Genomic DNA, 24,790 nt, shown 5'->3' with positions numbered 1-24,790 from the left:
CGAGGTTCCTGGGGGCCGTACGAAATCGTCACCCCGAGCGGGAACCTCCGACCGACTGGTCCCGTCCTGGGCCGTGTTCTGACGAACAGCGGGCCCACATGGTGCCCCAACTCCAAGGCGAGCACCGCATGTCCAATCCGAACATTCCGAGGGCGTCGACGTCCTCGGCGTCCACATGGAGGAACGACCTGGTTTCAGGGTTCCTCGTTTTCTTGATCGCCCTGCCGCTCTGCCTGGGCATCGCCATGGCGAGCGGGTTCCCCCCCGTCGCGGGCGTGCTCACCGCCGTCGTCGGTGGCATGGTCGCCACCTGGCTCGGCAGCGCGCCGCTGACCATCAAGGGGCCCGCCGCGGGCCTCATCGTCATTGCGCTGGGCGCCGTTCAGGAGCTCGGCGGTGGGGACAACGCCGTGGGCTACCGCCGCGCGCTCGCCTGCATCGCCGTCGCCGCGGTGACACAGATCGTCTTCGCCCTGGTGCGCGCGGGCACGCTCGGCGACTTTTTCCCCTCCTCGGTGGTCCACGGCATGCTGGCGGCCATCGGGATCATCATCTGCTCGAAACAGGTCCACACGCTCGTCGGCGTCACGCCTGCGGCGAAAGACCCGCTCCACCTGATCCTGGAGATCCCGCGCAGCCTGCTGCGCCTGAACCCCGAGATCGCCTCGATCGGCGTCCTCTCGATGATCCTCCTCTTCGGCTATCCCGTGGTCGCCAAGAGAGCTCGCTGGATGCAGAAGATCCCCGCGCCGATGCTGGTGCTGGCGCTGTCCGTGCCGCTCGCCTATCTCTTCGATCTCGAGCACGAGCACACATACTCGCTCGCGGCGACCCACACGACGTACGCGATCGGGCCGAGCTTCCTCGTCAACCTGCCGGGCAACCTCATCCAGGCGATCGTCTTCCCGGACTTCAGCCACGTCGGCACGCCCGCGTCCATCAAATATATCGTCATGTTCTCGCTGGTGGGCAGCATCGAGTCGCTCCTGTCCGCGAAGGCCGTCGACGCGCTCGATCCCGCGAAGAGCCGCTCCGACCTCGACAAGGATCTGCTGGCCACGGGCGTGGGCAACCTCATCGCGGGCCTGCTCGGCGGGCTGCCGATGATCTCCGAGATCGTTCGCAGCTCCGCGAACATCGGCTACGGCGCGAAGAGCCGGTTGTCCAACTTCTTTCACGGGATCTTCCTCCTCCTCTTCGTGGCCTTCGCGCCGGGCCTCATCCACCGGATCCCCCTCGCCGCGCTCGCCGCCATGCTCACCTTCACGGGGGTCCGCCTCGCGTCGCCCAAGGAGTTCGCGAAGACGCTCCGCATCGGCAGGGAGCAGCTCGTCATCTTCGCCGCCACGGCCGCAATGTGCATCGTCTCCGATCTGCTCGTCGGCGTCGCGGCCGGCATCGCCGTGAAGCTGCTCATTCACCTCACGAACGGCGCGCCGCTGCGCGTCGTCTTCCGCCCCGATGTGGACGAGCGCGTCGAGGAGGGGCGGGTCGTGCTGCGCGTCAAGCACGCCGCGATCTTCAGCAATTACCTCAGCATCCAGCGGAAGATCGAGAGCCACGCGCACGCTTCGAGCATCGAGATCGACTTCGCGAATGCCCGCCTGGTCGATCACACGGTCATGTCCAACCTGCATGAGCTCCAGGGCGTGATGGAACGAAATGGGCGGAAGTTGACCCTCGCCGGTCTCGGCGATCATTTCCAGATGTCATCCCACCCGCTCTCGGCGAGGAAGCGGCCTGTCATCAGCCCCGTCGCCGAGCGTTGAGTCGAGTCGAGACGCCATGGCGCGAAAGGGGGAAGCGCGCGTGGGGCTCTCCAGGAACAACCGCCATTCGGGAACCGCATGAACAGCGAGCCCTCTCAGGATCTTCGCGCGAGCGCCGCCCGGCAGAGGCGCCTGTGCGACGTGGTCGAGCACGCCGGACACCTCCTGCCGGCGCAGGGGCCGATCGGCGTGTTCGTCCACCACAACACGTTGCACGCGTTCCAGCACCTGCCATTTCATGACGCGCTCGCCGCGGCGAGCGCCGTCTTCGAGGCCGAGCCGTATCTCTCCGAGGCAGATTACCGCGCGCACATCGCGTCGGGTCGGATCGGCGACGAGGACCTCGAGGCCGCGCTCGCGGGGCGGTTCGCCGCGCGGCCGGACGAGCGCCGAGGCCCGCTGTCCCGGCACGAGATCGAGCGGCTCGCGCTGCGCCATCCGATCGACGCCGAGACGGCAGCGGGCCTCCTGTGGCGCATCTCCGAGGCCGGGGAGACGCGCAAGCTCCGGGCCGACGTCCCCGACGAGCGACGCCGGCGCATCGTCCAGAGCACGGAGCGCTGGCTCGAGGCGCGCCCGGAGATCGCGGCGCGCCTCCTCGACCGGGGGGGCCGCGATCCGGAGTCGCGCGCCGCCCTCGCGCTCTGGGACGCATGCCGCGCCGTGCCGCTGCCGCCCGCCCCGCCCCTGGATCCGCCGCTCGTCGAGCGCGTGGGCGAAGGCCGGTCGCAGCGCGATCTGCTGGTCGAGCTGGCTGGCGAGGATCCGGCCGAGCTCATCGATCCGCTCATGATCCGGTTCCTCGGCGCTTACCTCGACGAGGGCATTGCCCACTGGACGATGCCCGATCGCGCGAACGGGCTCTGGCGCTGCTTTCGCGACATGGCGCTCGAGGGCTCCCGGCTCGCCGCCCCGGCCTTCGTCGGGCTCGACGCGGAGCTCCGCCGGTTCGACGCGGAGGCGCTGTCGCCGCCCGCGATCGCCGTCCGCGCCCTCGAGGAGCTCTCCGTCGCCGAGGATCACTGGGACGTGTACGTGACACGCGTGCTGCTCGAGCTGCCGGGCTGGGCCGGCATGATCCACCGCCTCGAGCACACGCCGAGCGACCGGCCTCCGGGATCGCCGCCCGTGTCGTTGGTCGAGTACCTTGCCGTGCGCCTGACGCTCGCCCGGTACGCGCTGCGCGACGTCGCGCGCCGGCGGTTGGGGTACCGAGGACCGCTCGCCGGCCTCGTCGAGCATGCCCGGCGCGCCGCGCGGCCGCCTGCGCCGCCGTCGAGCTCGCCCGATCACGCTCGGCCGTTCCGCCTGTTCCAGCTCGCTCAGCTCGCCGGCCTCTCGGCCGCCGAGATCGAGCCGCTATCCAAGGCGGAGCGCGTCTGGGCGATCGAGGCGCTCGAGGCGTTCGACGAGATCGCGCGGCGCCGCGTCCTGCACGAGGCCTACGAGCACCACCACCGGACCGAGGTCCTGCACGGGATCGCCGCGAACCTCCGCCGCCCGGAGGAGGAGCGCTCGGTGGAGGCGCCCCGCTTCCAGGTCGCGTTCTGCATCGACGACCGCTGCGAGGGCCTCCGGAGGCATTTCGAGGAGCTCTCGCCGCGGCACGAGACCTTCGGCGTGGCCGGGTTCTTCGGCGTGCCGATCCGCTACCGCGGGCTCGACGACGCCGGCCACGTGAGCCTCTGCCCGATCGGCGTGGAGCCGGCGCACGAGATCGTCGAGCGGCCGCACGAGGAGGAGGCGGGCTGGCGCCGAAAGGCTCGCCGCAAGCGCTGGGCGCGGCTCCTGCACGCGCTGGGGCGCGGTACCCGCACCCTGGCGCGCGGCGTGCTGCTCACGCCGACCCTGGGCCTCCTGTCCACCGTCCCGCTCGTGGGACGCACCCTCTTTCCGCGGGCCGCGGCGAGGCTGCGCGGCGCCCTCGAGCGGCGCCTGCTCCCGCCGGTGCCGACGCGGCTCCACAGCCCGCGCGACGAGGGCTCCGCCGCAGGCGGCGAGGGGCAGCCGTTCACCGCCGCGGCCAAGGCGGCCCGCGTGGCCGCCACGCTGGAGAACATGGGGCTCACGCGCCGCTTCGCGCCGATCGTGGTCGTGCTCGGCCACGGGGCGACCAGCGTGAACAACCCGCACCAGTCGGCGTACGACTGCGGCGCGTGCGGCGGCCGCCACGGCGGCCCGAACGCGCGGCTGTTCGCGGCCATGGCGAACGAGCCCGAGGTCCGCGTGCTGCTCGCCGCGGGCGGGATCGACATCCCGGACGGGACCGTCTTCCTCGGCGGCATGAACAACACGACGACGGACGAGATCGTCCTCTACGACCAGCACCTCGTGCCGGCGTCCCACCGCGGCGAGCTCTCGGCGCTGGTCGGTGCGCTCGACGCCGCGCGCCAGCAGCACGCGCACGAGCGCTGCCGGAGGTTCGCGTCGGCGCCGCGCGAGGGCGACGCCGCGCGGGCGCTGGCGCACGTCGAGGCGCGCGCCGCGGATCTCAGCGAGGCGCGGCCCGAGCTGGGGCACGTGACCAACGCGGTCTGCGTCGTCGGCCGCCGCTCGCTCACCCGTGGGCTGTTCCTCGACCGCAGGGCGTTCCTCGTCTCGTACGACCCGACCCAGGACCAGGGCGGAGCGATCCTCGAGCGCATCCTGCTCGCGGTCGGCCCGGTCGGGGCAGGGATCAACCTCGAGTACTACTTCTCCTGCGTCGACAACCGCCGTTACGGCGCCGGCACCAAGCTCCCTCACAACCTCGCCTCGCTGCTCGGGGTCATGGAGGGATCGCTGAGCGACCTGCGCACCGGCCTGCCGAAGCAGATGATCGAGATCCACGAGCCGGTGCGCCTGCTCGTCGTCGTCGACGCGAGCACGGACACGGCCGCCGCGCTCTGCGCGCGGCAGCCGGCCCTCCGCGAGCTCATCGGCAACGGCTGGATCCAGCTCGCCTGCGCCGATCCGGCGACGCGCCGGATCGCGTGCTTCACGGGCGACGGCTTCGCGCCGTTCTCTCCGCCGGATCAACCCCTGCCCGCGGTCCAGCGCTCCGCCGACTGGTACGCCGGGAGGTCCGGCTTCGTTCCGCCTGCGCTCATTCGAGCCGCGTCCACGCGGCCACGTGAGGTCGTCGACCATGCTGTCTGATGTGCTCCTCGGCAAGCTCGCCGCGCTCGCCGTGCTCTCTCCGGCGGCGGCGTTCGCCGCGCTCGGCGCCTACCTGCTGCTCCTTCGCACGCCGAGCGAGCGCGTCGTGTCGCGCGTCGTGCTCTCCGCGCTCGCGCTCTCGCTCGCGGCCTCGCTGGTGATATGGCTCTCGGCCGTCGCGGCGCCCTACGCGTTCGTCCCGGTGGCGCTCGGCCACTGGTTCGAGCTCGGCGATTATGCGTTCGAGGTCGTCCTGCTCGTCGATCGGCTCTCGGCGACGATGATGCTCCTCGTCTCGCTGATCGCGCTCCTGGTCGGCAGGTTCTCGGTGGCGTACCTGCACCGTGAGCCGGGCTTCGCGCGCTTCTTCCTGCTCCTCGCGCTGTTCTCGACGGGGATGCTGGGGCTCGTGTCGGCGGGCACCGTCGACCTCCTCTTCGCCGGCTGGGAGCTCGTCGGCGCGACGAGCGTGCTGCTCGTGGCCTTCTTCCACGAGCGCGAGGCGCCGCCGCGGGCCGCGGTGCGGGTGTACATCACCTACCGGCTCTGCGACATCGGGCTGCTCGTGGGCGCGGTGCTCATGCACGACGTCGCCCGCTCCTCGCAGTGGGGCGAGGTGTTCGGCGGCTCGCCGTGGCCCGGGACCGCCGCGTCGCTCGGGCCCGGCGCGGCCGCGGCGCTCGCGCTGTGCCTGTTCCTCGCCGCGATGGGCAAGAGCGCGCAGTTTCCTCTGGGCAGCTGGCTGCCGCGGGCGATGGAGGGGCCGACGCCATCGAGCGCGCTCTTCTACGGCGCCCTCTCGGTGCACGCCGGGGTGTACCTCATGCTCCGCGCGGCCCCGCTGCTCCAGCGCTCGCTCGCCGCGAGCGTGGTGATCGCGTGCGTCGGGGCGGCGACGGCCGTCTACGGCACGATGGTGGGGCGCGTGCAGGCGGACGTGAAGGGCGCGCTCGCGCACGCGACGATGACGCAGGTGGGGCTCATGTTCGTGGAGATCGGGCTCGGGCTCTACTGGCTCGCGCTCGTCCACCTGTTCGCCCACGCCTGCCTGCGCTGCCTCCAGCTGCTGCGCGCCCCCTCGGCGCTCCGCGACGCGCAGGACATCCGGGCCGCGCACGCCGGCGAGCCGCTGCCGCACCTCGGGCTCGCTGGCCGGCTCCTGCCGGCGGCGCTCGTGCGGCGCGCGTACTGGCTGTCCCTCGACCGCTTCCACCTCGAGGGGCTGCAGGAGCGGCTCGTCGCCGCGCCGCTGATGCGCCTCGGGCGCCTGCTCGACCGGAGCGAGCGCCGCTGGGTGGCGGCGCTGAGCGGCTGGCCTGAGCGCGCCCCCGCGGCGCCCGGCGACGAGGGCGCGCGCGAAGAGACAGAGATCGCGGCGGCCTTCCAGCCCCGCGCGCGCGATACGAAGAGGGCTCGCACGTGAACGCATTTCCGCTCCTCGGGACGCTCATCGTCACGCCCGCGATCGCGGCGCTGTTCGCCGCCCGGGCGCGCAGCGACGAGCGCGCGCGCCGCGTCGCCCTCATCGGCGCGGCGCTCACCCTGCTCCTCTCGCTGCTGCCGCTCGCGCTCTCGTACGCCGGCGTCGCGCTCACCGCCGGGGGGCCCGCCCTGCCGCTCCTCGGGGCGCGCCTCCGCCTCGGCCTCGACGGCTTCACCGTCACGTTGCTCCCGCTGCTCGGCTTCGTCCTGCTCGCCCTGGTCGCCGCGAGCCCGCGCGCCGCGATCGATCCGCCCGGCGCCGCCGCGCTGCTCGCCACCGGCAGCGCCATCCTCGGCGTGTTCTGCGCCGTCGATCTCGCGGTGCTCGCGGCGGCGTGGGTCGCCGCGCTCGTGCCGGTGGATCGCCTGGTCGCAAGGGAGGGCGCCCAGGACCCGCTCCTCCGGCGCACCTGCCGCATCTTCCTGCTGGGGGGCACGGCGCCGCTCGTCGTGGCGATCGGCGCCATCGCCGTGCTCGCCGCGCGCCAGGGCGCCGCCCTGCCGTTCGACGTCGAGGAGATCGCCCGCGTCGGCGTCCCCGAAGCATGGCAGTCGCCGCTGTTCGCGCTCGTCGGCATCGCCGTGCTGATGCGCATGGCCGCCGTGCCGTTCCACGGCTGGCTGCCGGTGCTGCTGGAGCGGGGGCCGCTCGGCGTGACCCTCCTGCTCGCCCAGATGCAGGTCGGCGTCTGCGTGCTCGTTCGCGTCGGGGTGACGCTCCTGCCCGCGGGCTGCGCCGACGGCATGCCGATCCTCGCCGTGCTCGGCCTGATCAGCGCGCTGCACGGCGCGGTGCTCGCGCTGGTCCAGACCGATCTGCGCCGGCTGCTCGGCTACCTCGTGGCGAGCCAGAAGGGGCTCGTGCTCCTGGGGGTCGCCTCGCTGAGCCCGCAGAGCGTGAGCGGCGCGCTCCTGCAGAGCGTCGCCTTGTCGATCGCGATCACGGGCCTCGCGATGGTCGTCGGCGCGATCGAGGCGCGCGCCGGTACGGCGGACACGCGGGAGCTCGGCGGCCTCGTCGCCCGGACGCCCCGCATGGCCGCCTTTTTCTTCCTGCTCGCGTGCGCGATGATCGGGATGCCGGGGGCGCTCTCGTTCGTGAGCGAGGACCTGCTCCTGCACGGAATCTTGCGCGCCCACCCCGTGCTCGCGGTGCTGGCGCTGACGGCGGCGGCGCTCAACGGGATCACGCTGTTCCGGGCGTTCCAGCGGACCTTCCTGGGGCCGCTCCGGCGCCACCTGAAGGGCGCCGCGCTGGAGGCGCTCGTGCTCCGCGAGCGAGCGTTCCTGCTCGCGCTGGTCGCGCTCACCCTGGCCCTGGGGGTGGCCCCGGCGCGGCTGATCGCGATCCATGCGCCGGTGGTCGAGCGGGCCCTCCACGACGTGGCGCACGGCGCGCAGGCGCGCGTCGCGTCAGCGGCGCACCGCCGCTCCATCGCCGGAGGCGGCCGAGCGCCCGGTCGCGACGGCCGACCGCCGCCCTGAGCCGCGTCCGGCGGATGGCGCGCGCCGCGCTCGCCGCCGCCGGCCGTGGCTCAGAGCAGGTAGCGCTCTCCCGAGTCGGGCAGCACGGTCACGATCGTCCCGCGCAGCCTGCGCGCGATCTCCACGGCCGCGTGGACGTTGGCGCCGGAGCTCGGCCCGACGAGGAGCCCCTCCTCGCGGGCGAGCCGCCGCGCCATGCGCGAGGCGCCCGCTTCGGTCACCGTGAGGATCTCGTCGATGAGCGACCGCTCGAGGATCGCCGGGACGAAGCCGGGGCCGAGGCCCTGGATGCCGTGGGGGCCGGCGCCTCGCCCGGAGAGCACGGCGCTCTTCGTCGGCTCGACGGCGCAGATGCGGACCGCGCCGCCGAGCCGATCCCGGAGCACGCGCCCGCAGCCGGTCAGCGTGCCGCCGGTGCCCACGCCGGCGACGAAGGCCGCGATGTCGCCGCCGGTCTGCGCGAGGATCTCGAGGCCGGTGGCGCGCGCGTGGGCGCCGGGGTTCGCCGGGTTCTGGAACTGCTGGCTCATCCACCCGCCGGGGGTCGCCTCGCAGATCTCGTTCGCGCGGGCGACCGCGCCGGCCATGCCCTGGCCCTCGGGCGTGAGGACGATCTCGGCGCCGTACGCGCGGAGGACGTGCCGGCGCTCGACGCTCATGTCCTCGGGCATGACCACCACGCAGCGGTAGCCGCGCACGGCGGCGATCATCGCGAGGCTGATCCCCGTGTTGCCGCTCGTCGCCTCGACGATGGTCGACCCTCTCCTGAGGATCCCTTCGCGCTCGGCGCAGAGCACCATGCCGAGCGCCGCCCTGTCCTTGACGCTGCCGCCCGGGTTCATCGACTCGAGCTTGCCGTAGACGACGCCTCCGCCCTCGGGCGAGATCCGGGCAAGGCGGACGAGCGGCGTGCCGCCGATGAGCGACAGGGCGTCCGGCACGACCGGACCGACGCGGACCGCGCCAGCAGGCGGAGGAGCCGAGCTCTCACCAGGCGCGTCGGGCGGACTCGGCGGTCCGCCGCCCGGTGATCGAGGGGACGACATGCCGCCAGTGTACACGTGAACAGGGCATCCCCGGGCAACGTGCCGGAGCGCACGCCCCCGAGGGGCGCCGGCCCCCGCTTTACATCGAGATCTCCGAGAGAACCCCGTAATGATCCGAAGCGGCGACGCCGTTGCGGATCTCCTCGAAGACGACCCTCGACGAGAGCGGCTTGCCTCGCCCCTGCGCGTCCGGACCGCGAACGAAGACGTAATCGATGCGGCGCGGGTACTCGTTCGTGATGGCTGCGAACGGGTTCCGCACCGGATCGAAGGTGAATCCGGGGCCCTTGCCCGCCTGGTCGAAGGTGTCGGCGAAGTAAACGCTCTTCTGGTTCAGGGCGTGCAGCCCCTTCATGAACCGGATCTCCGTGGCCTCGGGCTGCGCGTTGAAGTCGCCGACGACGATGGGCGGCAGGCCCTCCATGGGCGCCTCGCGCATGACGATGTCGGCCGCGGCCGCGACCTGCGCCTCGCGCACGGCGCCGTGGTGGAACTTCCAGTTGAGGTGGGTGACGAAGAACGGGATCGCGCCGTGGGGCGACCCGAGCTCGGCGAGCAGGATCGAGCGCTTCTCGTCGGTCTCACCCGTGGGCAGGGGGAACGCCTGGCTCCGCGCGATCGGCCAGCGCGACAGCACGGCGTTGCCGAAGAGCACGCCGCCGCCGAGGTCGTGCGCGGCGCCGAACGCGACCTCGTAGCCGAGCCCGTCCGCGATGTCGTCGGCCAGCGAGCGGCCCTCGTGCGACAGCACCTCCTGGAGGCCGACCACGTCGGGATCGAGCTCGCGGAGACCCTCCCGGATGAGCTCGAGGCGCGCCTCCCACGGGTCGTGGCGGTTCCAGATGTTCAGGGTGAGCACCCGGAGGGAGCTGCGAACACGGATGCCGGATCCGCCGTGCGGGGAGCCGCTGATCCCGGAGCCTTCTCGAGGACGTTCCATGCCGACGGGCTACGCCAGCTGCGCGCCCGGATCCAGCCGTGATACGAAGGGCCCGGCGCAGGCCGCTGCCCCTCCGGCGCGGAAGGGCGGCCTTGACCGGGAGAACCTGAATGATCACGTGTGCTCGTCGACGCGGGCGGCCTGGATCGGCCTCCTTCCGACCTCGGACCTCGCTCCGCATGACCGCGAGCTTCCTCCTGCTGCTCGCGCTGGTCGCCGGTTGCGAGAGCAAGATGGATCCCAAGGAGTGCGACAAAGTCCGCGGCGACGCCTTCGAGATGGTGAACAAGGCGCAGCACTGCAACACGGACGCCGACTGCCGTCAGAGCGAGTGGCCGGGCTGTGCGAAGCCCATCAGCAACGCGACCTTCGACAAGATCAAGCCCCTCTCGGAGAGCTACAAGACGGGCAAGTGCGAGGAGCCCAAGGTGGACTGCAAGGCCCCGCCGGACTCCTACTGCAAGCAGGGGCTCTGCGTGCACCGCGAGATCGGCACGCCGGAGGGGGCGGGCAACACGCCCACCGACCAGATCCAGATCCAGTGATCCCCGCCACGCCGTCCGCCAGCGAGCCCCGCGGGCCGCTGCGCGGCGGCGCTGGCCGAGCGCGGCGCGCGCCGGCCAGCGCCGCGCTCGGGAGCGCGCTGCCGGGCGCAAACGGGCGCGCCGCCTCCGTACGCGCTTGACGCGCGAACCCGCAGGGGCCACGGACGCGGCCGTGAGCGAAGGCTTCTATCGCGGCAAGCGCGTCGTGGTGACCGGCGCCGGCGGGTTCATCGGCAGCCACCTCGTCGAGGCGCTGGTCCGGGAGGGCGCGCGCGTGAGGGCGCTCGTCCGGTACACCTCGGGCTCGCGGCGCGGGCACCTCGACCGGCTCCCCGAGGACGTCCTCGCGCAGGTCGAGGTCGTCCCCGGCAACGTGGAGGACGCCGGCGCGGTCCGGTCGCTCGTGCGCGGCGCCGACGTCGTGTTCCACCTCGCGGCCCTGATCGGGATCCCGTACTCGTACGTGGCCCCGCAGCAGTACGTGGCGACCAACGTGCAGGGCACGCTGAACGTCCTCGAGGCGGCGCGCGAGCACGGCGCGCGCGTGGTCCACACCTCGACGAGCGAGACCTACGGCACCGCGCGCTACACGCCGATCGACGAGGCGCACCCCCTGACCGGCCAGTCCCCGTACTCGGCCACGAAGATCGGCGCCGACAAGCTCGCCGAGAGCTATCACCTCTCGTTCGGCCTCGAGGTGGCGACCATCCGGCCGTTCAACACCTACGGCCCGCGGCAGTCGTCGCGCGCGATCATCCCGAGCGTGATGCAGCAGCTCGCCGCCGGCAGCGCCGCGCTCCGCATCGGCAGCACCGCGCCGGTGCGGGACCTCAACTTCGTGACCGACACCGTCGCCGGCTTCCTCCTCGTCGGATCGAGCGCGAGGGCCGTGGGGCAGACGCTCAACGTCGGGAGCGGGCGCGCCATCTCCATCGGCGATCTGGTCCGCCTCATCTTCGAGGTGACGGGCAAGCGCGCGGAGCTCGTGACGGACGAGGCCCGGGTGCGCCCCGACGCGAGCGAGGTCATGGTGCTGCTCGCCGACTTCCGTCGCGCCGCGGAGCTCGTCGGCTACGCGCCCCGCGTGCCGCTCGAGGAGGGGCTCGCGCGGACGTACGCCTATGTCGAGCGTCACCTCACCGATTACCGGCCGCGCGAGTACGCGATCTGACGCGCGCCGCCGCGCGGCCGGGGGCCAGCGCCTCGCGCGACCTCTCCGCGAGGCGCCGGCTGGATGGATGGAAGGCCATGTGGAAGATACCTCTCAGCGATCTCTCGTTCGGGCCTGAAGAAGCCGAGGCCGCGCGGCAGGTCGTCGCGTCGGGCTGGTTGACGATGGGGGAGCGGACGGCGCAGTTCGAGCGGGAGCTCGGCGAGGCGCTCGGCACCCCGAGGGTGCTCGCCGTGACGAACTGCACCGCCGCGCTGCACCTCGCGTACACCGCGCTCTCCGTGGGCCCCGGCGACGAGGTGATCTGCCCGAGCCTCACGTTCGTGGCGACCGCCAACGCCGCGCTCCTGTGCGGGGCCAACGTGGTGCTCGCCGACATCGTCGGCGGCGACGACCTCAGCATCGATCCCGCCGACGTCGTCCGCAAGATCACCCCGAGGACGCGGGCGATCGCGGTCGTCCATTACGCCGGCTACCCTTGCGACATGGACGCGATCTGCGCGATCGCGGCCGAGCGGGGGCTCGCGGTGGTCGAGGACGCGGCGCACGCGCCGCTGGCGAGCTACCGGGGCAGGGCGCTCGGGACGCTGGGGGACGTCGGCTGCCTGAGCTTCTTCTCGAACAAGAACCTCGCGGTCGGCGAGGGGGGCGCCGTGATCGCGAGGGACGACGCGCTCCACGCGCGCATGCGGCTCCTCCGCGCGCACGGGATGACGACGCTCACCCTCGATCGGCACAAGGGGCACGCGTTCACCTACGACGTCGTGGACGCGGGCATGAACTACCGCATCGACGAGATCCGCAGCGCCATCGGCCTCGTGCAGCTCGGCCGGCTCGCGGCGGGCAACGCGCGTCGGCGCGCGCTCGCGGCGCGCTACCACGAGCGCCTCGCCGGGGCGCGGGGCCTCGGGCTGCCGTACCGCGACTTCTACGCGCGCGGGCTGGGGGAGAGCGCGCACCACCTCATGCCGGTGCTCCTGCCCGAGGGCACCTCGCGCGAGGCCGTGATGGAGGCCATGAAGGCGCGCGGGGTCCAGACGAGCGTGCACTACACGCCGATCCACCGCTTCTCGCACCACGGCGCCTCCGACCGGGTGCGCAAGGAGGGGCTCTCGCGGACGGACGCGATCGCGGGCCGCGAGCTCACGCTGCCGCTCCACCCGCGCATGGCCGACGCCGACGTCGACGCCGTGTGCGAGGCGCTCGCCGCGTCACTCCGGTAGGTACCGCTGCCGGTTCTTCTCGAACTCGTCCTGCGCCTCGGCGAAGTCGTCGCTCCTTCCGATGTCGAGCCAGTGGCCCCGGAAGGGGAAGGTGGCCACCGGCTCGCCGGCGCCGAGCAGCGCGTGCATCAGGTCGTCGAACCCGAACGGCCGGCCCTCGGGGATGAAGCGCAGCACGCCGCGGCTCATCGCGTAGATGCCCATGCTGACCCAGAACGTGTACGTCGGCTTCTCGCGGAAGCTGACGACGCGCCCGTCGGCGCCGAGGTCGAGCACCCCCAGGTCGATCTTCGAGGCGCGCTCGCAGACGGCGACGGTGAGCGGCGATCCGGTCGACTCGCCCGTCCGGTGGAGCGCCGTGAAGTCGAGATCGCTGAGGATGTCGCCGTTCATCACGAGGAAGCGCTCCGGCAGGTCCCGCTCGATGACCCGGAGCGGACCCACGGTCCCGAGCGGCGTATCCTCGCGCTGGTAGGAGATGCGCAGCCCGTATCGGCTGCCCTCGCCGACGACCGCCTCGATGAGCGCGGCCTGGTGGCCGACGCACATCACGACGTCGGTGACCCCCGCCCGGGCCAGCTGCCGGAGGAGGATCTCGACGATCGTGTGATCCCCGATCGGCATGAGCGGCTTCGGGATAAGGGCGGTGTAGGGGCGGAGCCGGGAGCCTTTGCCGCCGGCAAGCACGACTGCCTTCATGCGATGACGTATACCCACGCGCTGCCCGGACGGGGGACGATTCCGCAGAATTTCACGCTCGCGTGGCCCGCGGCGTCCTCTCCGATTGACTCTCTTCGGGCTGCTCTATTACTGGTTGGAGAGCGTCCCGCGGCAGGTCAGCCCCGGCGTGGGGCGATTCACCCCTCACAGGCGACTTGGGCAGCAATCATGACGATGGTACCTCCGTCCCGTACCCCCGCCAGGAAGCGCCGGAAGCTCGGATATCGCGGCAGCGGCACCTTCGCCATGTGCAGCGCCGGCCCGCACCCGGGCGGTCCGCTCTTCCGGCAGCTGTGCACGCTCGCCGACCGCTTCAACGCGTGCGAGGGCGATCCGGCCGCGGCGCAGATCGGGAGCGTGCTCTCGCTGCTCGCCCTCTACGCGACCAAGCCGAACGACCGGGATTTCCGGTTGCCGTTCGGCTCCTTCGTCATGGATCTCGCCCTCGCCGACGAGGCGCGGGCTCGGGCGCCGGGCGCCGGGCCCGTCCCGTACGGGCGCCCGCTGCTCGCTCGCTGACCTGGGCTTCATGAGCACGCGAGAGCTACCGACGCGCCCAGCGGGGCGCAGCAAGCGGACGGCATCGGCCTCGGTGGTGCTCATCGTGAGCGCCAGCGAGCAGCTCGCGGAGCGTTGCCGGCGGCTGGTCTTCGTCGAAGGCGCCGACCTGCTCGCGTGCGATCTCGTGTCGCTGCGCGGCAGCGCGGCGTGGCTGAACCCGCTGGCCATCGTGATGACGCAGGACGTGCGGGCGTTCGATCCGGAAGGGTTCATGGAGCTGTCGCGGCGCATCGGCGCCGAGCTCGTGGTGCTCCCCTCCGAGAACGTGTCGGATACGCAGCTCGCCGCGATGATCACGGCGGCGCTGGACATCGCCCAGCGCCGCCGGACCGATTGACGGCGACGAGCCGCGGTCGAGGGCGCGTCAGTCGCGCGGCGGGAGGACGTCGCCGGACCGGCTCGCCCGCAGGCACCCCTCGTCGAGGCCCAGCTTGCACGCCTTCGTGAACAGCTCGACCGCCTTCCCGTCGTCGCGCTTCACGCCCTCGCCCTCCGCGTGGAGATGTCCGAGCTCGACGCAGGCGGGGGCGTTCCCGCGCTCGCAGACGCGCTGGAACAGCGCGGCCGCGCGCCCGGGATCGGCGCTCGCGCCCTGGCCGTGGAGGTAGGCCCTGCCTGCCGCGAGGCATCCGAGGTTCGCGCCCGCGTGGCATGCGCGCGCGTGCCAGTAGAGCGCCGCCTCGTCCGCCCCGCTCGCCCCGCCGGCGCCGTCGGCGCGCGCGAGCCGATCGTGGTAGGCGTCGCCGAGCCGCAAGCAGCCGCGCGCGCTCCCCTCCGCGCATGCCTTCTCGAACAGCGTCATCGCTCGCTCCACGTCGATCGAGACGATCGCGCCGCCCAGGTACATCGAGCCCAGCGTCACGCAGTCCTCGATCTGGTGGTCGGCGCAGCCGTTCGTACAGCCGACGAGATCGTCCGCCTCGCAGGGCAGCCGCAGCGGCGGCGGGGCCGCCTCGGCGCTCGCCGCGGCCTGCGGCGTCGCCGCGCGCCGCTCGGGTGCAGGTGGGCCCGGATCGGCAGGGCGCCGCGCCGCGGTCGCGCTGCTGCAGCCGCAGAGGAAGAGCGCGCCGAGGAGCGACTGGGCGAGTTCGCGCACGTGCATGCTCGAACTCATGACACACAGGGAGCGCTCTCCCAATGCCGCCCCTCGGGCACATTCAACCGCGCCGCGTTTGCCCCGGGCGCGCACGTTTGCCCCGGGCGCGCGGGGTAAGGGGGACGCTCCAGGGCTGGTCCCGCGCCGGGCCTCGGTGTACACGGAGCCGATGCCCCAGATGAGCCCTCCTCCGCTGCAAACGCTTGATGAGCCGAACCTCGAGGCGCTCGTCGAGCTGATGTTCCTCGCGGCGTTCGCCGACGGCGAGTTCAGCCCGGAGGAGAAGATCCATTTCGCCCGGAGCGTAGAGTCGCTCACGGATCGACGGATCCCGCAGGGCACCATGGACACGCTGCTCCAGACCGTGGTGGAGCAGCTCCACCGGGAGGGGCGCGCGGCCCGGCTCGCGTCGCTCAAGGAACGGCTCGCCAGCCCGCAGGCCCGGAAGGTCGCCTTCTTCCTGGCCGCTCAGGTCGTGGTCGCCGACGGGATCGTCAAGAGCAGCGAGCGCGAGCTCTTGCTCGACGTCGCCGCGGCGCTCGAGCTCGATCAGGCCGAGGCCGCGGAGATCGTGCGGAAGCTCGCCGCTTCATGAGCGGCTGGCCGCCCTCGGCGCGCCGCGCGCGGGGGACATGGGCGCCCCCTGCGCCGCGCGCGCGGCGGGGTGAACGGGCGCCAGCGTTTTCGGTTACGATGGCCTCGCCGTGACCTGGTCTTCCACTGGCAGTTTCCTGATCCCGTTTCCGGTGCCGGGCTCAGCGCTGACCTCCACCCGGGGGACGTACGTGATCGGGGCGCTCATCGGCGACGGGCAGTATGGCTCGGTGTACGAGTGCAGCGGGCCGTTCGATCAGGTGTACGCCCTGAAGATGCTGCGGCCGGCGAACAAGCCCTACCAGGTCGTCAAGGAAGAGTGGTCGCGCGAGATGCTCCGCCTGGAGAGCTTCCGCCACCCGAACATCGTCTACATCCACGACGCGTTCGAGGTGAATTACCTGTTCTACCTGGCGCTCGAGCGGTGCGACACGAGCCTCCGGGCGCTGCTCGGCGCCCCGTTCCAGCCGCCGCTGCTCCTGGAGCTCTCGCGCCAGCTGCTGATGACGCTGCAGTACCTGCACGACAACGGCGTCGTGCACGCCGACCTGCACGCGGGCAACGTGCTCATCTCGCAGCTCGACCACAGGCCGCTCGTCAAGCTCACCGACTTCGGCGTGGCGCACCAGCTCGACGGCGTCACCCGCTGGTTCCGCCCGCAGGTCGCGAACCCGAAGATCCTCGTGCCAGAGCTCGTGACGGCGGGCTACACGACGACGCAGAGCGACCTCTACCAGCTCGGCCTGCTCATGTACCAGATGCACACCGGGCAGCCGGCCATCGACGTGAACGTCGCCTACGAGGAGATCACGCGGCAGATCGCCGAGGGCACCCCCCGGCAGAAGGCCGAGGCGCTCGGCACGCCGCTCAGCCAGGTGATCGCCAAGCTGCTGCGCCGCCGCGACGCCTACCGCTACCACTCCGCGCGCGATGTCTGGGACGATCTGCGCCAGCTCCGCTGGGCGTAGCGCAATCTCCGCTGCGTCCCGCGCGCGTTCCGGGCTAGATCTCGCGGCATGGTCGCCGCCGAAACGCCACGCGTCGTATCGCTCACACCCGCGGTCTTCCACCTGCCGGACGCGGTGAACCAGGTCTCCCGCACCTACGGGGAGAGCCCGATCGTCCCGCGTGGCCCCCGGCTCCGGCCGCTGCTCGACCGGGCACGGCACGGCATCGTCGAGGCCCTCGGCGCGCCCAGCTACGAGGCCATCCTCCTCACGGGCTCGGGATCGACCTCCATGGCCGCCGTGCTCGGCTCCTGCTTGCGGCGCGACGAGCGGCTCCTCGTCGTCCGGAACGGCGCCTACGGCGACCGGATCTTCGAGTACGCCGCCACGCTCGGCCAGCCGGTGGTCGACATGTGCCTGCCCTACGGCGAGAGGCCGGACCTCGCGAAGATCGAGGCCATCCTGGCGGCGGACGGGGTCGACGCGGTGGCCATGGTCTACGGGGGCACGTCGACGTGCACGTTGAACCCCTTGCCCGAGGTGGGCGCGCTTGCCCGGAAGTACGGCAAGAAGCTCCTCGTCGACGGCATCAGCGCGCTCTTCGTCGAGCCGCTGGCCCTCGAGGGCTCGGGCGTCGCCGCCGTCATGGGCTCGTGCAACAAGGGCCTGCACAGCCACCCGAACCTGACGGTGGCGCTGGTCCGGAAGGACCTGCTCGCCGAGATGGAGCGGATCCCCGCCCGCGTCCCGAGCCTGGAGCTCCACAAGACCTGGCGCGCCCAGCAGGGCGGCGCGCACCCCTACACGATCGATCCGATGAGCCTCTGCCAGGTGATCGCGGCGCTCGATCACCTCGCCGCCACCGGCGGCGTCGCCGGGCGTCACGCCGTGTACCAGGCGCGCTGCGCGATCCTGCGCCCCGGCTACGAGCGCCTCGGGCTGACGATCGCGCGCTGGGAGAACATGCCGCTCCAGTCGATCGGGACGGCGCTGCACATCCCGGCCGGGCGGACTTACGACGAGATGGCGAGCCGGCTCGCCAGCGAGCCGGTCGATGGGCACGTGTTCGAGATCTACGCCGCCCAGGGGAAGCTCTCGGACCGGCTGTTCCGGATCTTCCACATGGGCGAGTACCCGCTCGAGGCCTACGAGATCTTCCTCAAGGCGCTCGCGCGCGTCGTCTGAGCGCGGGGCCCGCGGCCCTCTTCGCGCGGCCGCCTGCGGCTCACTTCGCCTCCTTGGGCGCCTCCTTCTGCTCCGCCGGCGCGGCGGGCTTGTCGCCCTTGGCCGCCTTGTCGCCCGCGGGCTTGGCCGCCTTGTCGGTCTTGGTCTTCCCGGCCTTGTCGTCCCCGGCCGCGTCCGTCGCCGCGTCGCCGACGCCGAGCAGCTCGATGTCGAAGACCAGCGTCGCCTTGGCCGGGATCTTCGGCGGGCTGCCCGCGTCGCCGTAGGCGAGGCGGGAGGGGATCGTGAGCTTGCGCTTGCCGCCCACCTTCATCCCGGCCACGCCCTGGTCCCAGCCCTTGATGACCTCCGACGCGCCGAGCGTGAACTCGAACGGCTCGCGGCCGACGGAGGAGTCGAACTCGGCGTTGTTCTTCAGCAGGCGCCCCGTGTAGTGGACGCGGACTTTGTCGCCGTCCTTCGCCTCCGGGCCGGTGCCCACGACGGTGTCTTCCTTGATGAGATCGGCGGGCTCCGGCTCGGCGGGCTTCACCGCCGGTACGGCGCTGCCCGGCGGCAGATCCGGCTCGGGGACCTTCTCCTGGCAGCCCGCGACCGGGCCGAGGAGGACAGCGCAGGAGATGGCGACGACGATTTGGAGGGGCTTCATGGCGCCACGTCTTACGCACCCGGCGCTGGGCGATCAACGGTCACCCGACGCGCCCGGGGCGCCTCCCGGCCGTCCGGGTTTCCGTTGCAGCGCTCCGGCCCGCGCGGTTAGGGTGCCGCCACCTTGGCTCGCGCGTTCTCCGTCGCTGCCCTGGCGATCGCCGAGGGGGGCGCCAATGCCGTTGGCGCGGTGCGCTTCACCTGCGCCGAGGCGGAGCTCGAGGTCGAGCTGGTCCGGGTCGCCGGCTACGCCGAGGGGTTCGCCCTGGGCGCCGTGGCGGCGCCGGTCCGCTTCGGTGTGCCCTACACCGCGATCCGCGGCCTCTTCCGGCGCGGCAAGGCGCTCTGCGTGGCGCTCGATCCGTCCGCGTGCTCGCCGCACAACTGCTTCGTCCTCGCGCGCTTCGAGGGCGATCTGCCCGGCGTGCCCGGCGTGACCTCGCCGGCGGCGATGGAGGCGATGGAGAGCGCCTACCGCGCGCGCCTCCACGCCCGCATGGCGAGCTGGATCGCGCCGGCGCCGCTCGGCGTGCTCGCGGCCGCCCTGTCCCCCGACTATCTCGCGAGCGGCCCGCTCGGGACCGCGTCGCTCGCGTGCCTCGTCGCGCTCGCGACCTGGCTCGCGCTGCGCTTCGTCGCGCGGCTCGCGACCTGGGGAGGGCCGCCCTCGGACCGCCTGCGCGACGCGCTCGTGGCGGAGATGTCGAGCCGCATGGGCTTCGCGTCGGAGCGGCTCGCGGCCTCGTCCCCCGGCTCGCCGGCTGCGCCCGTGTTCGCGCCCCGGCCGACGCCGCTCGGCGAGCGGCCGGGGCGCGAACACGGGCGCGGCGTCGAGGAGGGGATCGACGCGCTCCCGCTCCGGGCCCGCGTGCTCGTGCCCGCGGGGCTCGCGGTGATCGGCATCGTGGCGACGATGGCGTTCGTGCAGCGGTTCGCGGCCCCTCGCGATCAGCCGCCGGGCGAGCGGCAGGCGGCGCGCGGCGTCGGGCAGGCGACCCGCGGAGCCACCGCGGCGCTCCTCGCGAGCGAGGTCCGGGAGCGCGCCGAGCCGTCGTTCCCGCACTGCCTCTGCGATCGCGCCGACTCGCCGCTCTGGCGGGCGGGGGTGCCGATCCTCAGCCTGCTCGGATCGACCGGGCCCGACGACGGCGCCGGGGTGATCGCGCCGATCCTGCGGCGGGAGCGCGCGGACGACGACGCCGAGAGCGAGGCCGGCGCAGGGCAGGGCGGCGCCGCCAGGGAGCCGGGCGACGCCGGGGCGGAGCCGGGCGACGCGGGCCGGGCCGGCGGCGCGACGCGGCCGGCGCGCGGCCGCTACGACTTCGAGCTCGCGGTCGTGAACAACAGCGGCGCGCCCGTCAGCGACTTCCGCGTGCTGCTCACGTTCGCGCGGCGCGATCGCCGCGGCGAGCGCGCCGGCATCACCGAGCGCGGGCTGTTCTGGGAAGGCGCGCTCGGGCCGGGGCGCGCGGTGAAGTGGCACGTCGAGGCGCCCGGGACGGAGGTGAAGATCGAGCCGGGCGTGACGGGCATGCTCGACGGCGAGACCGGCGTGGCGTCGCCCGACGCCTTCTTCCAGCTGACGCGCGCGCGCTACCGCGTGGTGCGCATCCACGCGGCGATGATGCTCGCCTGGCTCCGCGACCCGCGCGCCCGCGACGCGCTCGTGGCGCTCCTGCCCGCCGCGCCCGCGGAGGAGGCGATGCTCGGCCGGATCCGGCGCGCGACGGCCGATGTCATCCCGTGCTCGGCCGCGGTCGTCGAGGGGCGGCTGCGCGCGTGCCTCTTCAACGGCGGCGTGAATCCGGTGCGCGGCGTGACGCTGCGCGAGGTCCCTGCGGGCGAGGGCAGCGCGCCGCGCTCCTGGCCCGTCGCGGCGACCCTGCCGGTGCACGAGGGGGTGGAGGTGACGCTGCCCCTCGAGGGGAGCGCGGCGCCCGAGGAGCTCGAGGTGGTCCCGCAGGACCGATGAGCCGATGATGGGGGGATGAAGAGAGGCTTCAGGGCCGCGGTCGCCCTGGGCACCCCGCTCGCCGCCGCGCTGGCGCTGCTCGCGGGGGCCCGCGAGGCCGCCGCGTGGGCGCCGCTCGATCTCGAGGTCGTCCCCCGCTGGCGCGCGCTGCCGGCCGGCTACCACATCAACGGGGGGACGATCCCGGGGCCGCTCTCGAGCTTCGCCGCCGCCAGCATCGAGGCCGGCTTCGCGGCCTGGTCGAGCCCCGGTTGCACGGCGTGGGAAGCCGAGCTCCTCGGCGACACGGGGGACAGCTACGACTTCGACGACCGCAAGAGCGTGTTCCTCTGGATCAGCGACGGCTGGCCTGGCGAGCTCGGGCAAGCCGACTCGGTGATCGCCGTCACGATGCCGGTCTGGGATGCCGACGGCGTCATCGGCGAGGCCGACATGATCTTCAACGACGTCGGCTTCTGCTGGAACGACACGGGCGAAGGAGACTGCATCGATGTGCGATCGATCGCCACGCACGAAGAAGGGCACTTCCTCGGCCTGGGTCACACGAACGAGCGCGGCGCGACGATGCTGGGGTTCTACCCGGGCGGCACGTCGGCGCGCACGCTCGAGGACGACGACATCGAAGGGGTCTGCGCCCTCTACCCGATCGCCGGGACGAGCGCTGCGAGCTCGGGCGGCGGCGGCTCCGGCGCGGGCGCGACGGCGGCCTCGGGCGGATCGGGCGGCGCGGCGTCGGGGAGCGAGGACAGGCCGAAGAGCGGCAATGTGGATGAGGCCGAGGGCGACGCAGGCTGCTCCTGCTCGGGCGCTGGCCAGCCGCCGATCGTTCCCGGCGCCCTGCCGATGACGGCGCTCGGCGCGCTGCTGGCCCTCTGGCGCCGGCTGCCGCGCCGGACCCTGCGCCAGCGGCAGCAATCGGGCGGGGCAGGAGCGTGCGCCCCCCGTGTTGTCGCGCGGACGGGTGCGCTTTACAACCCAGCGCAGCCGGGGCAAACGTGCCGCCATGCCCGAGCCGAGCACCGCAGCGTTCGAGGCGGAGGTCGCGCGTGCCCTCCGCTCCCTTGAGGCCGACAGCTCCGTTCCCGCCCTCGATCCGCTCGGCGATCCGGCCGGGGCGGCGCGCGCCCTCTCGGCGGAGGGCGGCGGCGCGCCGCTGATCCTCCGGGTGGCGCCCGAGCTTGGCGCGCTGCGGCGGGAGCAGGATACGGGCTTCGGCCCGGCGCCGCGGGACCCCGTGTGGCTCCGGATCGAGCGCGGCGCGAGCGTCCTCCGGCTGGCGCCGCTGAGGCTCGCGGGCGCCCGCCACGCGCGGCCCGAGGCAGGCGGCGCGGGCGGGGCCGGGGAGGGAACGGCCGAGCCTCGCGAGGCGGTGGGCATTCAGGTGATCTCGGAGCGGCGCCCATGCTGCGGCGCCCCCACGTGCGCGCGCGAGCGGACGTACGTCGCCGCCTGGCTCGCGCTCGCCACGGAGGAGCGACGCCTGCTCGTCGCCGAGGCGCAGGATCTCGAGGCCGCGCGGGCGGAGGCGCTCGTCGAGGCGGTGGCGGCGCCGCTCGCGGCCGCGCTGGGCGTCCCGCTGGAAACGGCGCGGGGTACCGAGCCGCCCGGCGCCATCGCGCCGCGGCCCTTCCCGGAGCCTGCGCCGACTCCGCCGCCAGCGCTGCCGGCCGCCGCGCTGTCGCGGTTCGCGATCCGGAGCGAGGGCGAGCTCCTCGTCTTGCGGGACCACGCGAGCCACGGCCCGCGCGGCTCGGCGGCCCGCAACGCGCTCATCGGTGCCGCGCTGCTGCTCGCCGCGCTCGCATTTTGGATCCAGGTCATGCGGAGCGTCTCCGCGGGGGACAGCGGCATCGCGATCGGCGTCGGCAGCGCCGCCGCGCTGCTCTCGCTCGCGGGCTACGCCTTCCTGGGCGTCGCCAGGTTCTCGTCCCGTTACGCGGCGCGCTCCGCCCCGGTCGTGGCGTTCGGCCCAGGCCGCTTCGTCGTCGCCCCCTGGGTGAGCCGCACCGGCGCGATCGACCTGCGTCCCGAGGGCCGGCTGGGGGCGGCCATCTCCGCCGGGGAGGTCCGCGACATCCGCGTGCTCCCGCGCGGCGACCGGTTCGCGGTCGAGATCGAGACCGACCACGGGCCCATCGACGCCCTCCTCAGCGAGCGCGAGGACGTCGCGCGCTACTGGCGGGACGCGATGGATCGCGCCGTCGCCTCGGTGCGCCACGCCGGCGGCCCCTCCGCCAAGCAGCGCCTCCGGGCACGCGCCCAGGCGCAGCAGGCCCCCGCGGCGGGCTGAGCCGTACCGGACGCCCTCAACCTGGGTCGGATGCTCCGGGCACCCTCAACCTGGGTCGGATGCCCAGACGGACGGACGCCCTCAACCTGGGTCGGATGCTCCGGGCACCCTCAACCTGCGGAGGCCCTCAACCTGGGTCGGATGCCCAGGGTCGGATGCTCGGGGTCTGCCCAGGCGGGCGTCCTCGACGGGCGTCCCGACGGGCGTCCTCAACCTGGGTCGGATGCCCGACGGGACGCCCTCAACCACGCTGCGCGCCGGCTCAATTTTCCTTGTGCGCCGCTCCTCCTCATGTAATGAACTCGTTCAGTGAACGCGTTCACTCAAAAGCCCGGCCGGCGCGACGCCCAGAAGGACGCGACGCACGCCCGGATCCTCGACGCCGCGCGCGACCACTTCGAGCGCCACGGCTTCGAGGCCGCCAACGTCCGCGCCATCGCCGCGGACGCGGGCGTGGCCGCCGGCACGGTCCTCCTCCACTTCGCCGACAAGCGCGACCTGCTCCACGCCGCGCTGTTCGACGACCTCGCCGCCACCGCGGCCGAGGCCGTCCGCGACGAGGAGCCCGGCTCCCTCGAGCAGCGGCTTCACCGGCTCGGGGCTGCCTTCTTCGCGTACTACGCCCGCCGGCCGGCCCTCTCGAAGACGCTGCTCCGCGACGCCCTGTTCGCCGACCCGCCCTGGCAGGCCCGCTTCACCGAGCAGGTCGCCGCCGTGCACGGCCGCGTTGTCGAGCTCTTCAACGCCGCCCGCGCGCAGGGGGAGGTCGCCGACGACGCCGACCCCGCGCTCTTCGGCGTCGCCTTCTTCTCCTTCTACTACTTCGCGCTGATCGCGTGGGCCCAGGGCGCGCACCCGTCCCCCATCGCCCTGCTCGATCGGCTCGTCGCTCAGCACCTCTGCGGCCTCCGCCCCGCAGCCAACGTCAGGAGGGCTCGATGACGTCATCCATCATGTTCCGCAGTCCAGAGGCGCGCGCGCGCATCGCGGCGTGGTTCGACAGGTTCCACGAGAAGCTCCCGGTCCCGGCCCGATCGCGCGAGGTCTCCACCCGCTTCGGCGCCACGCACGTCCTCATCGCCGGCCCCGAGGACGCCCCGCCGCTCGTCTGCCTCCACGGCGCGCTCGCCAGCTCCGCGCACCTCCTGCCCGAGCTCGCCCCGCTCCTCGCGCGCTACCGCGTCCACGTCGTCGACGTCATCGGCCAGTCCGTCAAGAGCGCCGACCTCCGCCTGCCGATCGACGGGCCCGCCTACGCCGAGTGGCTCACCGACGTCCTCGACGCGCTCGGCCTCGCCCGCACCCACCTCCTCGGCGTGAGCTGGGGCGGCTTCGCGGCCCTGCGCATGGCCCAGGTCGCGCCCGCCCGCATCGACCGGCTCGTCCTGATCGTGCCGGCGGCCCTCGTGTCGGGTTCGGCGTGGCAAGGCCTCACCCGCATCGCGATCCCGATGGCCCTCTACCGCGCCTTCCCCTCGGAAGAGCGCCTCGCGCGCCTCGTCTCCGGGCTGTTCTCCACGCACGACGCCATGTGGTGCTCCTACTTCGGCGACGCCGTCCGCAGCTACCGGCTCGATTTCCGCTCGCCGCCCCTCGCCACCCCCGCGTCCCTCGCCGGCTTCACGCGGCCCGCGCTCGTGTTCGGCGCCGACGACGACGTGAGCTTCCCCGGCGCGAAGCTGCTCGCGCGCGCGAAGGAGCTCCTGCCGCACGCCGAGACCGAGCTGCTCGAGGGGTGCCGCCACTCGCCCCCCACCGACGACGCCTTCCGCGCGCGGCTCTGCGGGCGGATCTCGCGCTTCCTCGGCAGCGACGCCGCGCGTGACGCCGCAGGCGACGCGCCGCCCCCCGCGCCGCCCGGGCTCGCCGCGCCGGTCGCGTGACCCCCGCGCCGCGCTCCCGCCCGCGAGCGCCCCTCAGTGCCCTGACACGTCGTCGACCTGCGTGAACGCCTGGATGAGGCGCTCGCGCGCCCGCG

Annotated in this window: 22 protein-coding genes; 17 read left to right on the top strand and 5 right to left on the bottom strand. The window is 73.3% G+C overall.

The features are described from left to right. Nucleotides 1-128 precede the first annotated feature (128 nt). The 4 genes from WMF27_RS23780 (at nt 129) to WMF27_RS23765 (ending at nt 7,874) form a co-directional block, all read left to right on the top strand. Nucleotides 129-1,769: a SulP family inorganic anion transporter gene (locus WMF27_RS23780; RefSeq protein WP_437766598.1), complete on the top strand. Its 1,641-nt coding sequence runs from the start codon at nt 129-131 to the stop codon at nt 1,767-1,769. Nucleotides 1,770-1,847: 78 nt separating this feature from the next. Then, a complete protein-coding gene (locus tag WMF27_RS23775; protein WP_437766599.1) occupies nt 1,848-4,907 on the top strand; it encodes a YbcC family protein in 3,060 nt (1,019 codons plus the stop codon). Beyond that, nucleotides 4,897-6,330 (top strand): proton-conducting transporter transmembrane domain-containing protein, encoded by a 1,434-nt coding sequence (locus WMF27_RS23770; RefSeq protein ID WP_437766600.1) that lies wholly within the window; start codon nt 4,897-4,899, stop codon nt 6,328-6,330. The genes WMF27_RS23775 and WMF27_RS23770 overlap by 11 nt, the downstream gene beginning before the upstream one ends. Further along, nucleotides 6,327-7,874, top strand: coding sequence for a complex I subunit 4 family protein (locus WMF27_RS23765; protein WP_437766601.1), 1,548 nt, complete (start codon nt 6,327-6,329; stop codon nt 7,872-7,874). The genes WMF27_RS23770 and WMF27_RS23765 overlap by 4 nt, the downstream gene beginning before the upstream one ends. Before the next feature lie 50 nt (nt 7,875-7,924). Here WMF27_RS23765 and cysK read toward each other — a convergent pair whose 3' ends face one another. Further along, entirely contained in the window at nt 7,925-8,815 is an 891-nt protein-coding gene (cysK, locus tag WMF27_RS23760; protein ID WP_437769813.1) for a cysteine synthase A, read from the bottom strand. Nucleotides 8,816-8,999: 184 nt separating this feature from the next. Continuing rightward, on the bottom strand, nt 9,000-9,860 hold the full coding sequence (locus WMF27_RS23755) for an endonuclease/exonuclease/phosphatase family protein (RefSeq protein ID WP_437766602.1): 861 nt from the start codon (nt 9,858-9,860) through the stop codon (nt 9,000-9,002). 179 nt (nt 9,861-10,039) lie between these two features. Between WMF27_RS23755 and WMF27_RS23750 the strand changes: the two genes are divergently transcribed. The 3 genes from WMF27_RS23750 to WMF27_RS23740 all read left to right on the top strand — a co-directional run bounded on the left by WMF27_RS23750 (nt 10,040) and on the right by WMF27_RS23740 (nt 12,799). Next, complete coding sequence (locus WMF27_RS23750; RefSeq protein ID WP_437766603.1) at nt 10,040-10,405, top strand: hypothetical protein; 366 nt, start codon at nt 10,040-10,042, stop codon at nt 10,403-10,405. A gap of 172 nt (nt 10,406-10,577) precedes the next feature. Beyond that, the gene (locus WMF27_RS23745; protein WP_437766604.1) at nt 10,578-11,576 is read left to right on the top strand and encodes an SDR family NAD(P)-dependent oxidoreductase; all 999 of its coding nucleotides are present in this window, start codon (nt 10,578-10,580) and stop codon (nt 11,574-11,576) included. Between the two features lie 77 nt (nt 11,577-11,653). Continuing rightward, entirely contained in the window at nt 11,654-12,799 is a 1,146-nt protein-coding gene (locus tag WMF27_RS23740; protein WP_437766605.1) for a DegT/DnrJ/EryC1/StrS family aminotransferase, read from the top strand. On the opposite strand, the gene WMF27_RS23735 is transcribed toward WMF27_RS23740, so the two are convergent. Next, the gene (locus WMF27_RS23735) at nt 12,788-13,498 is read right to left on the bottom strand and encodes a nucleotidyltransferase family protein (RefSeq protein ID WP_437766606.1); all 711 of its coding nucleotides are present in this window, start codon (nt 13,496-13,498) and stop codon (nt 12,788-12,790) included. The two genes, WMF27_RS23740 and WMF27_RS23735, sit on opposite strands and share 12 nt — an antisense overlap. Before the next feature lie 189 nt (nt 13,499-13,687). On the opposite strand from WMF27_RS23735, the gene WMF27_RS23730 reads away from it, so the two are divergent. Both WMF27_RS23730 and WMF27_RS23725 read left to right on the top strand, forming a co-directional pair. Beyond that, entirely contained in the window at nt 13,688-14,038 is a 351-nt protein-coding gene (locus WMF27_RS23730) for a hypothetical protein (RefSeq protein WP_437766607.1), read from the top strand. A gap of 10 nt (nt 14,039-14,048) precedes the next feature. Then, nucleotides 14,049-14,417, top strand: coding sequence for a hypothetical protein (locus tag WMF27_RS23725; protein ID WP_437274480.1), 369 nt, complete (start codon nt 14,049-14,051; stop codon nt 14,415-14,417). Between the two features lie 27 nt (nt 14,418-14,444). Here the strand turns inward: WMF27_RS23725 and WMF27_RS23720 are convergent, their stop codons facing one another. Continuing rightward, a complete protein-coding gene (locus WMF27_RS23720; RefSeq protein ID WP_437766608.1) occupies nt 14,445-15,182 on the bottom strand; it encodes a tetratricopeptide repeat protein in 738 nt (245 codons plus the stop codon). Nucleotides 15,183-15,345: 163 nt separating this feature from the next. Between WMF27_RS23720 and WMF27_RS23715 the strand changes: the two genes are divergently transcribed. From WMF27_RS23715 to WMF27_RS23705, 3 genes are all read left to right on the top strand, one after another. Continuing rightward, a complete protein-coding gene (locus WMF27_RS23715; protein WP_437766609.1) occupies nt 15,346-15,771 on the top strand; it encodes a tellurite resistance TerB family protein in 426 nt (141 codons plus the stop codon). Nucleotides 15,772-15,880: 109 nt separating this feature from the next. Beyond that, the gene (locus WMF27_RS23710; RefSeq protein ID WP_272093674.1) at nt 15,881-16,738 is read left to right on the top strand and encodes a serine/threonine protein kinase; all 858 of its coding nucleotides are present in this window, start codon (nt 15,881-15,883) and stop codon (nt 16,736-16,738) included. Nucleotides 16,739-16,786: 48 nt separating this feature from the next. Next, the gene (locus WMF27_RS23705) at nt 16,787-17,902 is read left to right on the top strand and encodes a pyridoxal-phosphate-dependent aminotransferase family protein (protein ID WP_437766610.1); all 1,116 of its coding nucleotides are present in this window, start codon (nt 16,787-16,789) and stop codon (nt 17,900-17,902) included. A gap of 40 nt (nt 17,903-17,942) precedes the next feature. On the opposite strand, the gene WMF27_RS23700 is transcribed toward WMF27_RS23705, so the two are convergent. Next, entirely contained in the window at nt 17,943-18,551 is a 609-nt protein-coding gene (locus tag WMF27_RS23700) for an FKBP-type peptidyl-prolyl cis-trans isomerase (protein ID WP_437766611.1), read from the bottom strand. Between the two features lie 123 nt (nt 18,552-18,674). Between WMF27_RS23700 and WMF27_RS23695 the strand changes: the two genes are divergently transcribed. The 5 genes from WMF27_RS23695 to WMF27_RS23675 all read left to right on the top strand — a co-directional run bounded on the left by WMF27_RS23695 (nt 18,675) and on the right by WMF27_RS23675 (nt 24,695). Beyond that, the gene (locus WMF27_RS23695) at nt 18,675-20,522 is read left to right on the top strand and encodes a hypothetical protein (protein ID WP_437766612.1); all 1,848 of its coding nucleotides are present in this window, start codon (nt 18,675-18,677) and stop codon (nt 20,520-20,522) included. 15 nt (nt 20,523-20,537) lie between these two features. Beyond that, nucleotides 20,538-21,587, top strand: a complete 1,050-nt coding sequence (locus WMF27_RS23690) for a matrixin family metalloprotease (protein ID WP_437766613.1) — start codon at nt 20,538-20,540, stop codon at nt 21,585-21,587. Further along, nucleotides 21,526-22,812, top strand: coding sequence for a hypothetical protein (locus tag WMF27_RS23685; protein WP_437766614.1), 1,287 nt, complete (start codon nt 21,526-21,528; stop codon nt 22,810-22,812). Before WMF27_RS23690 ends, WMF27_RS23685 begins: the two co-directional genes overlap by 62 nt. A 309-nt stretch (nt 22,813-23,121) precedes the next feature. Continuing rightward, the gene (locus WMF27_RS23680) at nt 23,122-23,754 is read left to right on the top strand and encodes a TetR/AcrR family transcriptional regulator (protein WP_437766615.1); all 633 of its coding nucleotides are present in this window, start codon (nt 23,122-23,124) and stop codon (nt 23,752-23,754) included. Next, a complete protein-coding gene (locus WMF27_RS23675; RefSeq protein ID WP_437766616.1) occupies nt 23,751-24,695 on the top strand; it encodes an alpha/beta fold hydrolase in 945 nt (314 codons plus the stop codon). The genes WMF27_RS23680 and WMF27_RS23675 overlap by 4 nt, the downstream gene beginning before the upstream one ends. Nucleotides 24,696-24,790: the final 95 nt, after the last annotated feature.

The organism is Sorangium sp. So ce281 (genome assembly GCF_051527395.1).
Lineage (GTDB): Bacteria > Myxococcota_A > Polyangia > Polyangiales > Polyangiaceae > Sorangium > Sorangium cellulosum_B.
The sequence above is the reverse complement of the archived record's forward strand: the minus strand, read 5'-3'. Positions and strand labels throughout refer to the sequence as shown.

Bases quoted from the DNA above. Each gene is read 5' to 3' on its own strand.
- WMF27_RS23775 (WP_437766599.1), top strand. From the start codon at position 1,848: ATGAACAGCGAGCCCTCTCAGGATCTTCGCGCGAGCGCCGCCCGGCAG.
- WMF27_RS23675 (WP_437766616.1), top strand. From the start codon at position 23,751: ATGACGTCATCCATCATGTTCCGCAGTCCAGAGGCGCGCGCGCGCATC.
- WMF27_RS23715 (WP_437766609.1), top strand. From the start codon at position 15,346: ATGCCCCAGATGAGCCCTCCTCCGCTGCAAACGCTTGATGAGCCGAAC.
- WMF27_RS23740 (WP_437766605.1), top strand. From the start codon at position 11,654: ATGTGGAAGATACCTCTCAGCGATCTCTCGTTCGGGCCTGAAGAAGCC.
- WMF27_RS23770 (WP_437766600.1), top strand. From the start codon at position 4,897: ATGCTGTCTGATGTGCTCCTCGGCAAGCTCGCCGCGCTCGCCGTGCTC.
- WMF27_RS23720 (WP_437766608.1), bottom strand. From the start codon at position 15,182: ATGCACGTGCGCGAACTCGCCCAGTCGCTCCTCGGCGCGCTCTTCCTC.
- WMF27_RS23705 (WP_437766610.1), top strand. From the start codon at position 16,787: ATGGTCGCCGCCGAAACGCCACGCGTCGTATCGCTCACACCCGCGGTC.
- WMF27_RS23735 (WP_437766606.1), bottom strand. From the start codon at position 13,498: ATGAAGGCAGTCGTGCTTGCCGGCGGCAAAGGCTCCCGGCTCCGCCCC.
- WMF27_RS23685 (WP_437766614.1), top strand. From the start codon at position 21,526: ATGCCCGAGCCGAGCACCGCAGCGTTCGAGGCGGAGGTCGCGCGTGCC.
- WMF27_RS23780 (WP_437766598.1), top strand. From the start codon at position 129: ATGTCCAATCCGAACATTCCGAGGGCGTCGACGTCCTCGGCGTCCACA.
- WMF27_RS23755 (WP_437766602.1), bottom strand. From the start codon at position 9,860: ATGGAACGTCCTCGAGAAGGCTCCGGGATCAGCGGCTCCCCGCACGGC.
- WMF27_RS23730 (WP_437766607.1), top strand. From the start codon at position 13,688: ATGACGATGGTACCTCCGTCCCGTACCCCCGCCAGGAAGCGCCGGAAG.
- WMF27_RS23690 (WP_437766613.1), top strand. From the start codon at position 20,538: ATGAAGAGAGGCTTCAGGGCCGCGGTCGCCCTGGGCACCCCGCTCGCC.
- WMF27_RS23700 (WP_437766611.1), bottom strand. From the start codon at position 18,551: ATGAAGCCCCTCCAAATCGTCGTCGCCATCTCCTGCGCTGTCCTCCTC.
- WMF27_RS23750 (WP_437766603.1), top strand. From the start codon at position 10,040: ATGACCGCGAGCTTCCTCCTGCTGCTCGCGCTGGTCGCCGGTTGCGAG.
- WMF27_RS23725 (WP_437274480.1), top strand. From the start codon at position 14,049: ATGAGCACGCGAGAGCTACCGACGCGCCCAGCGGGGCGCAGCAAGCGG.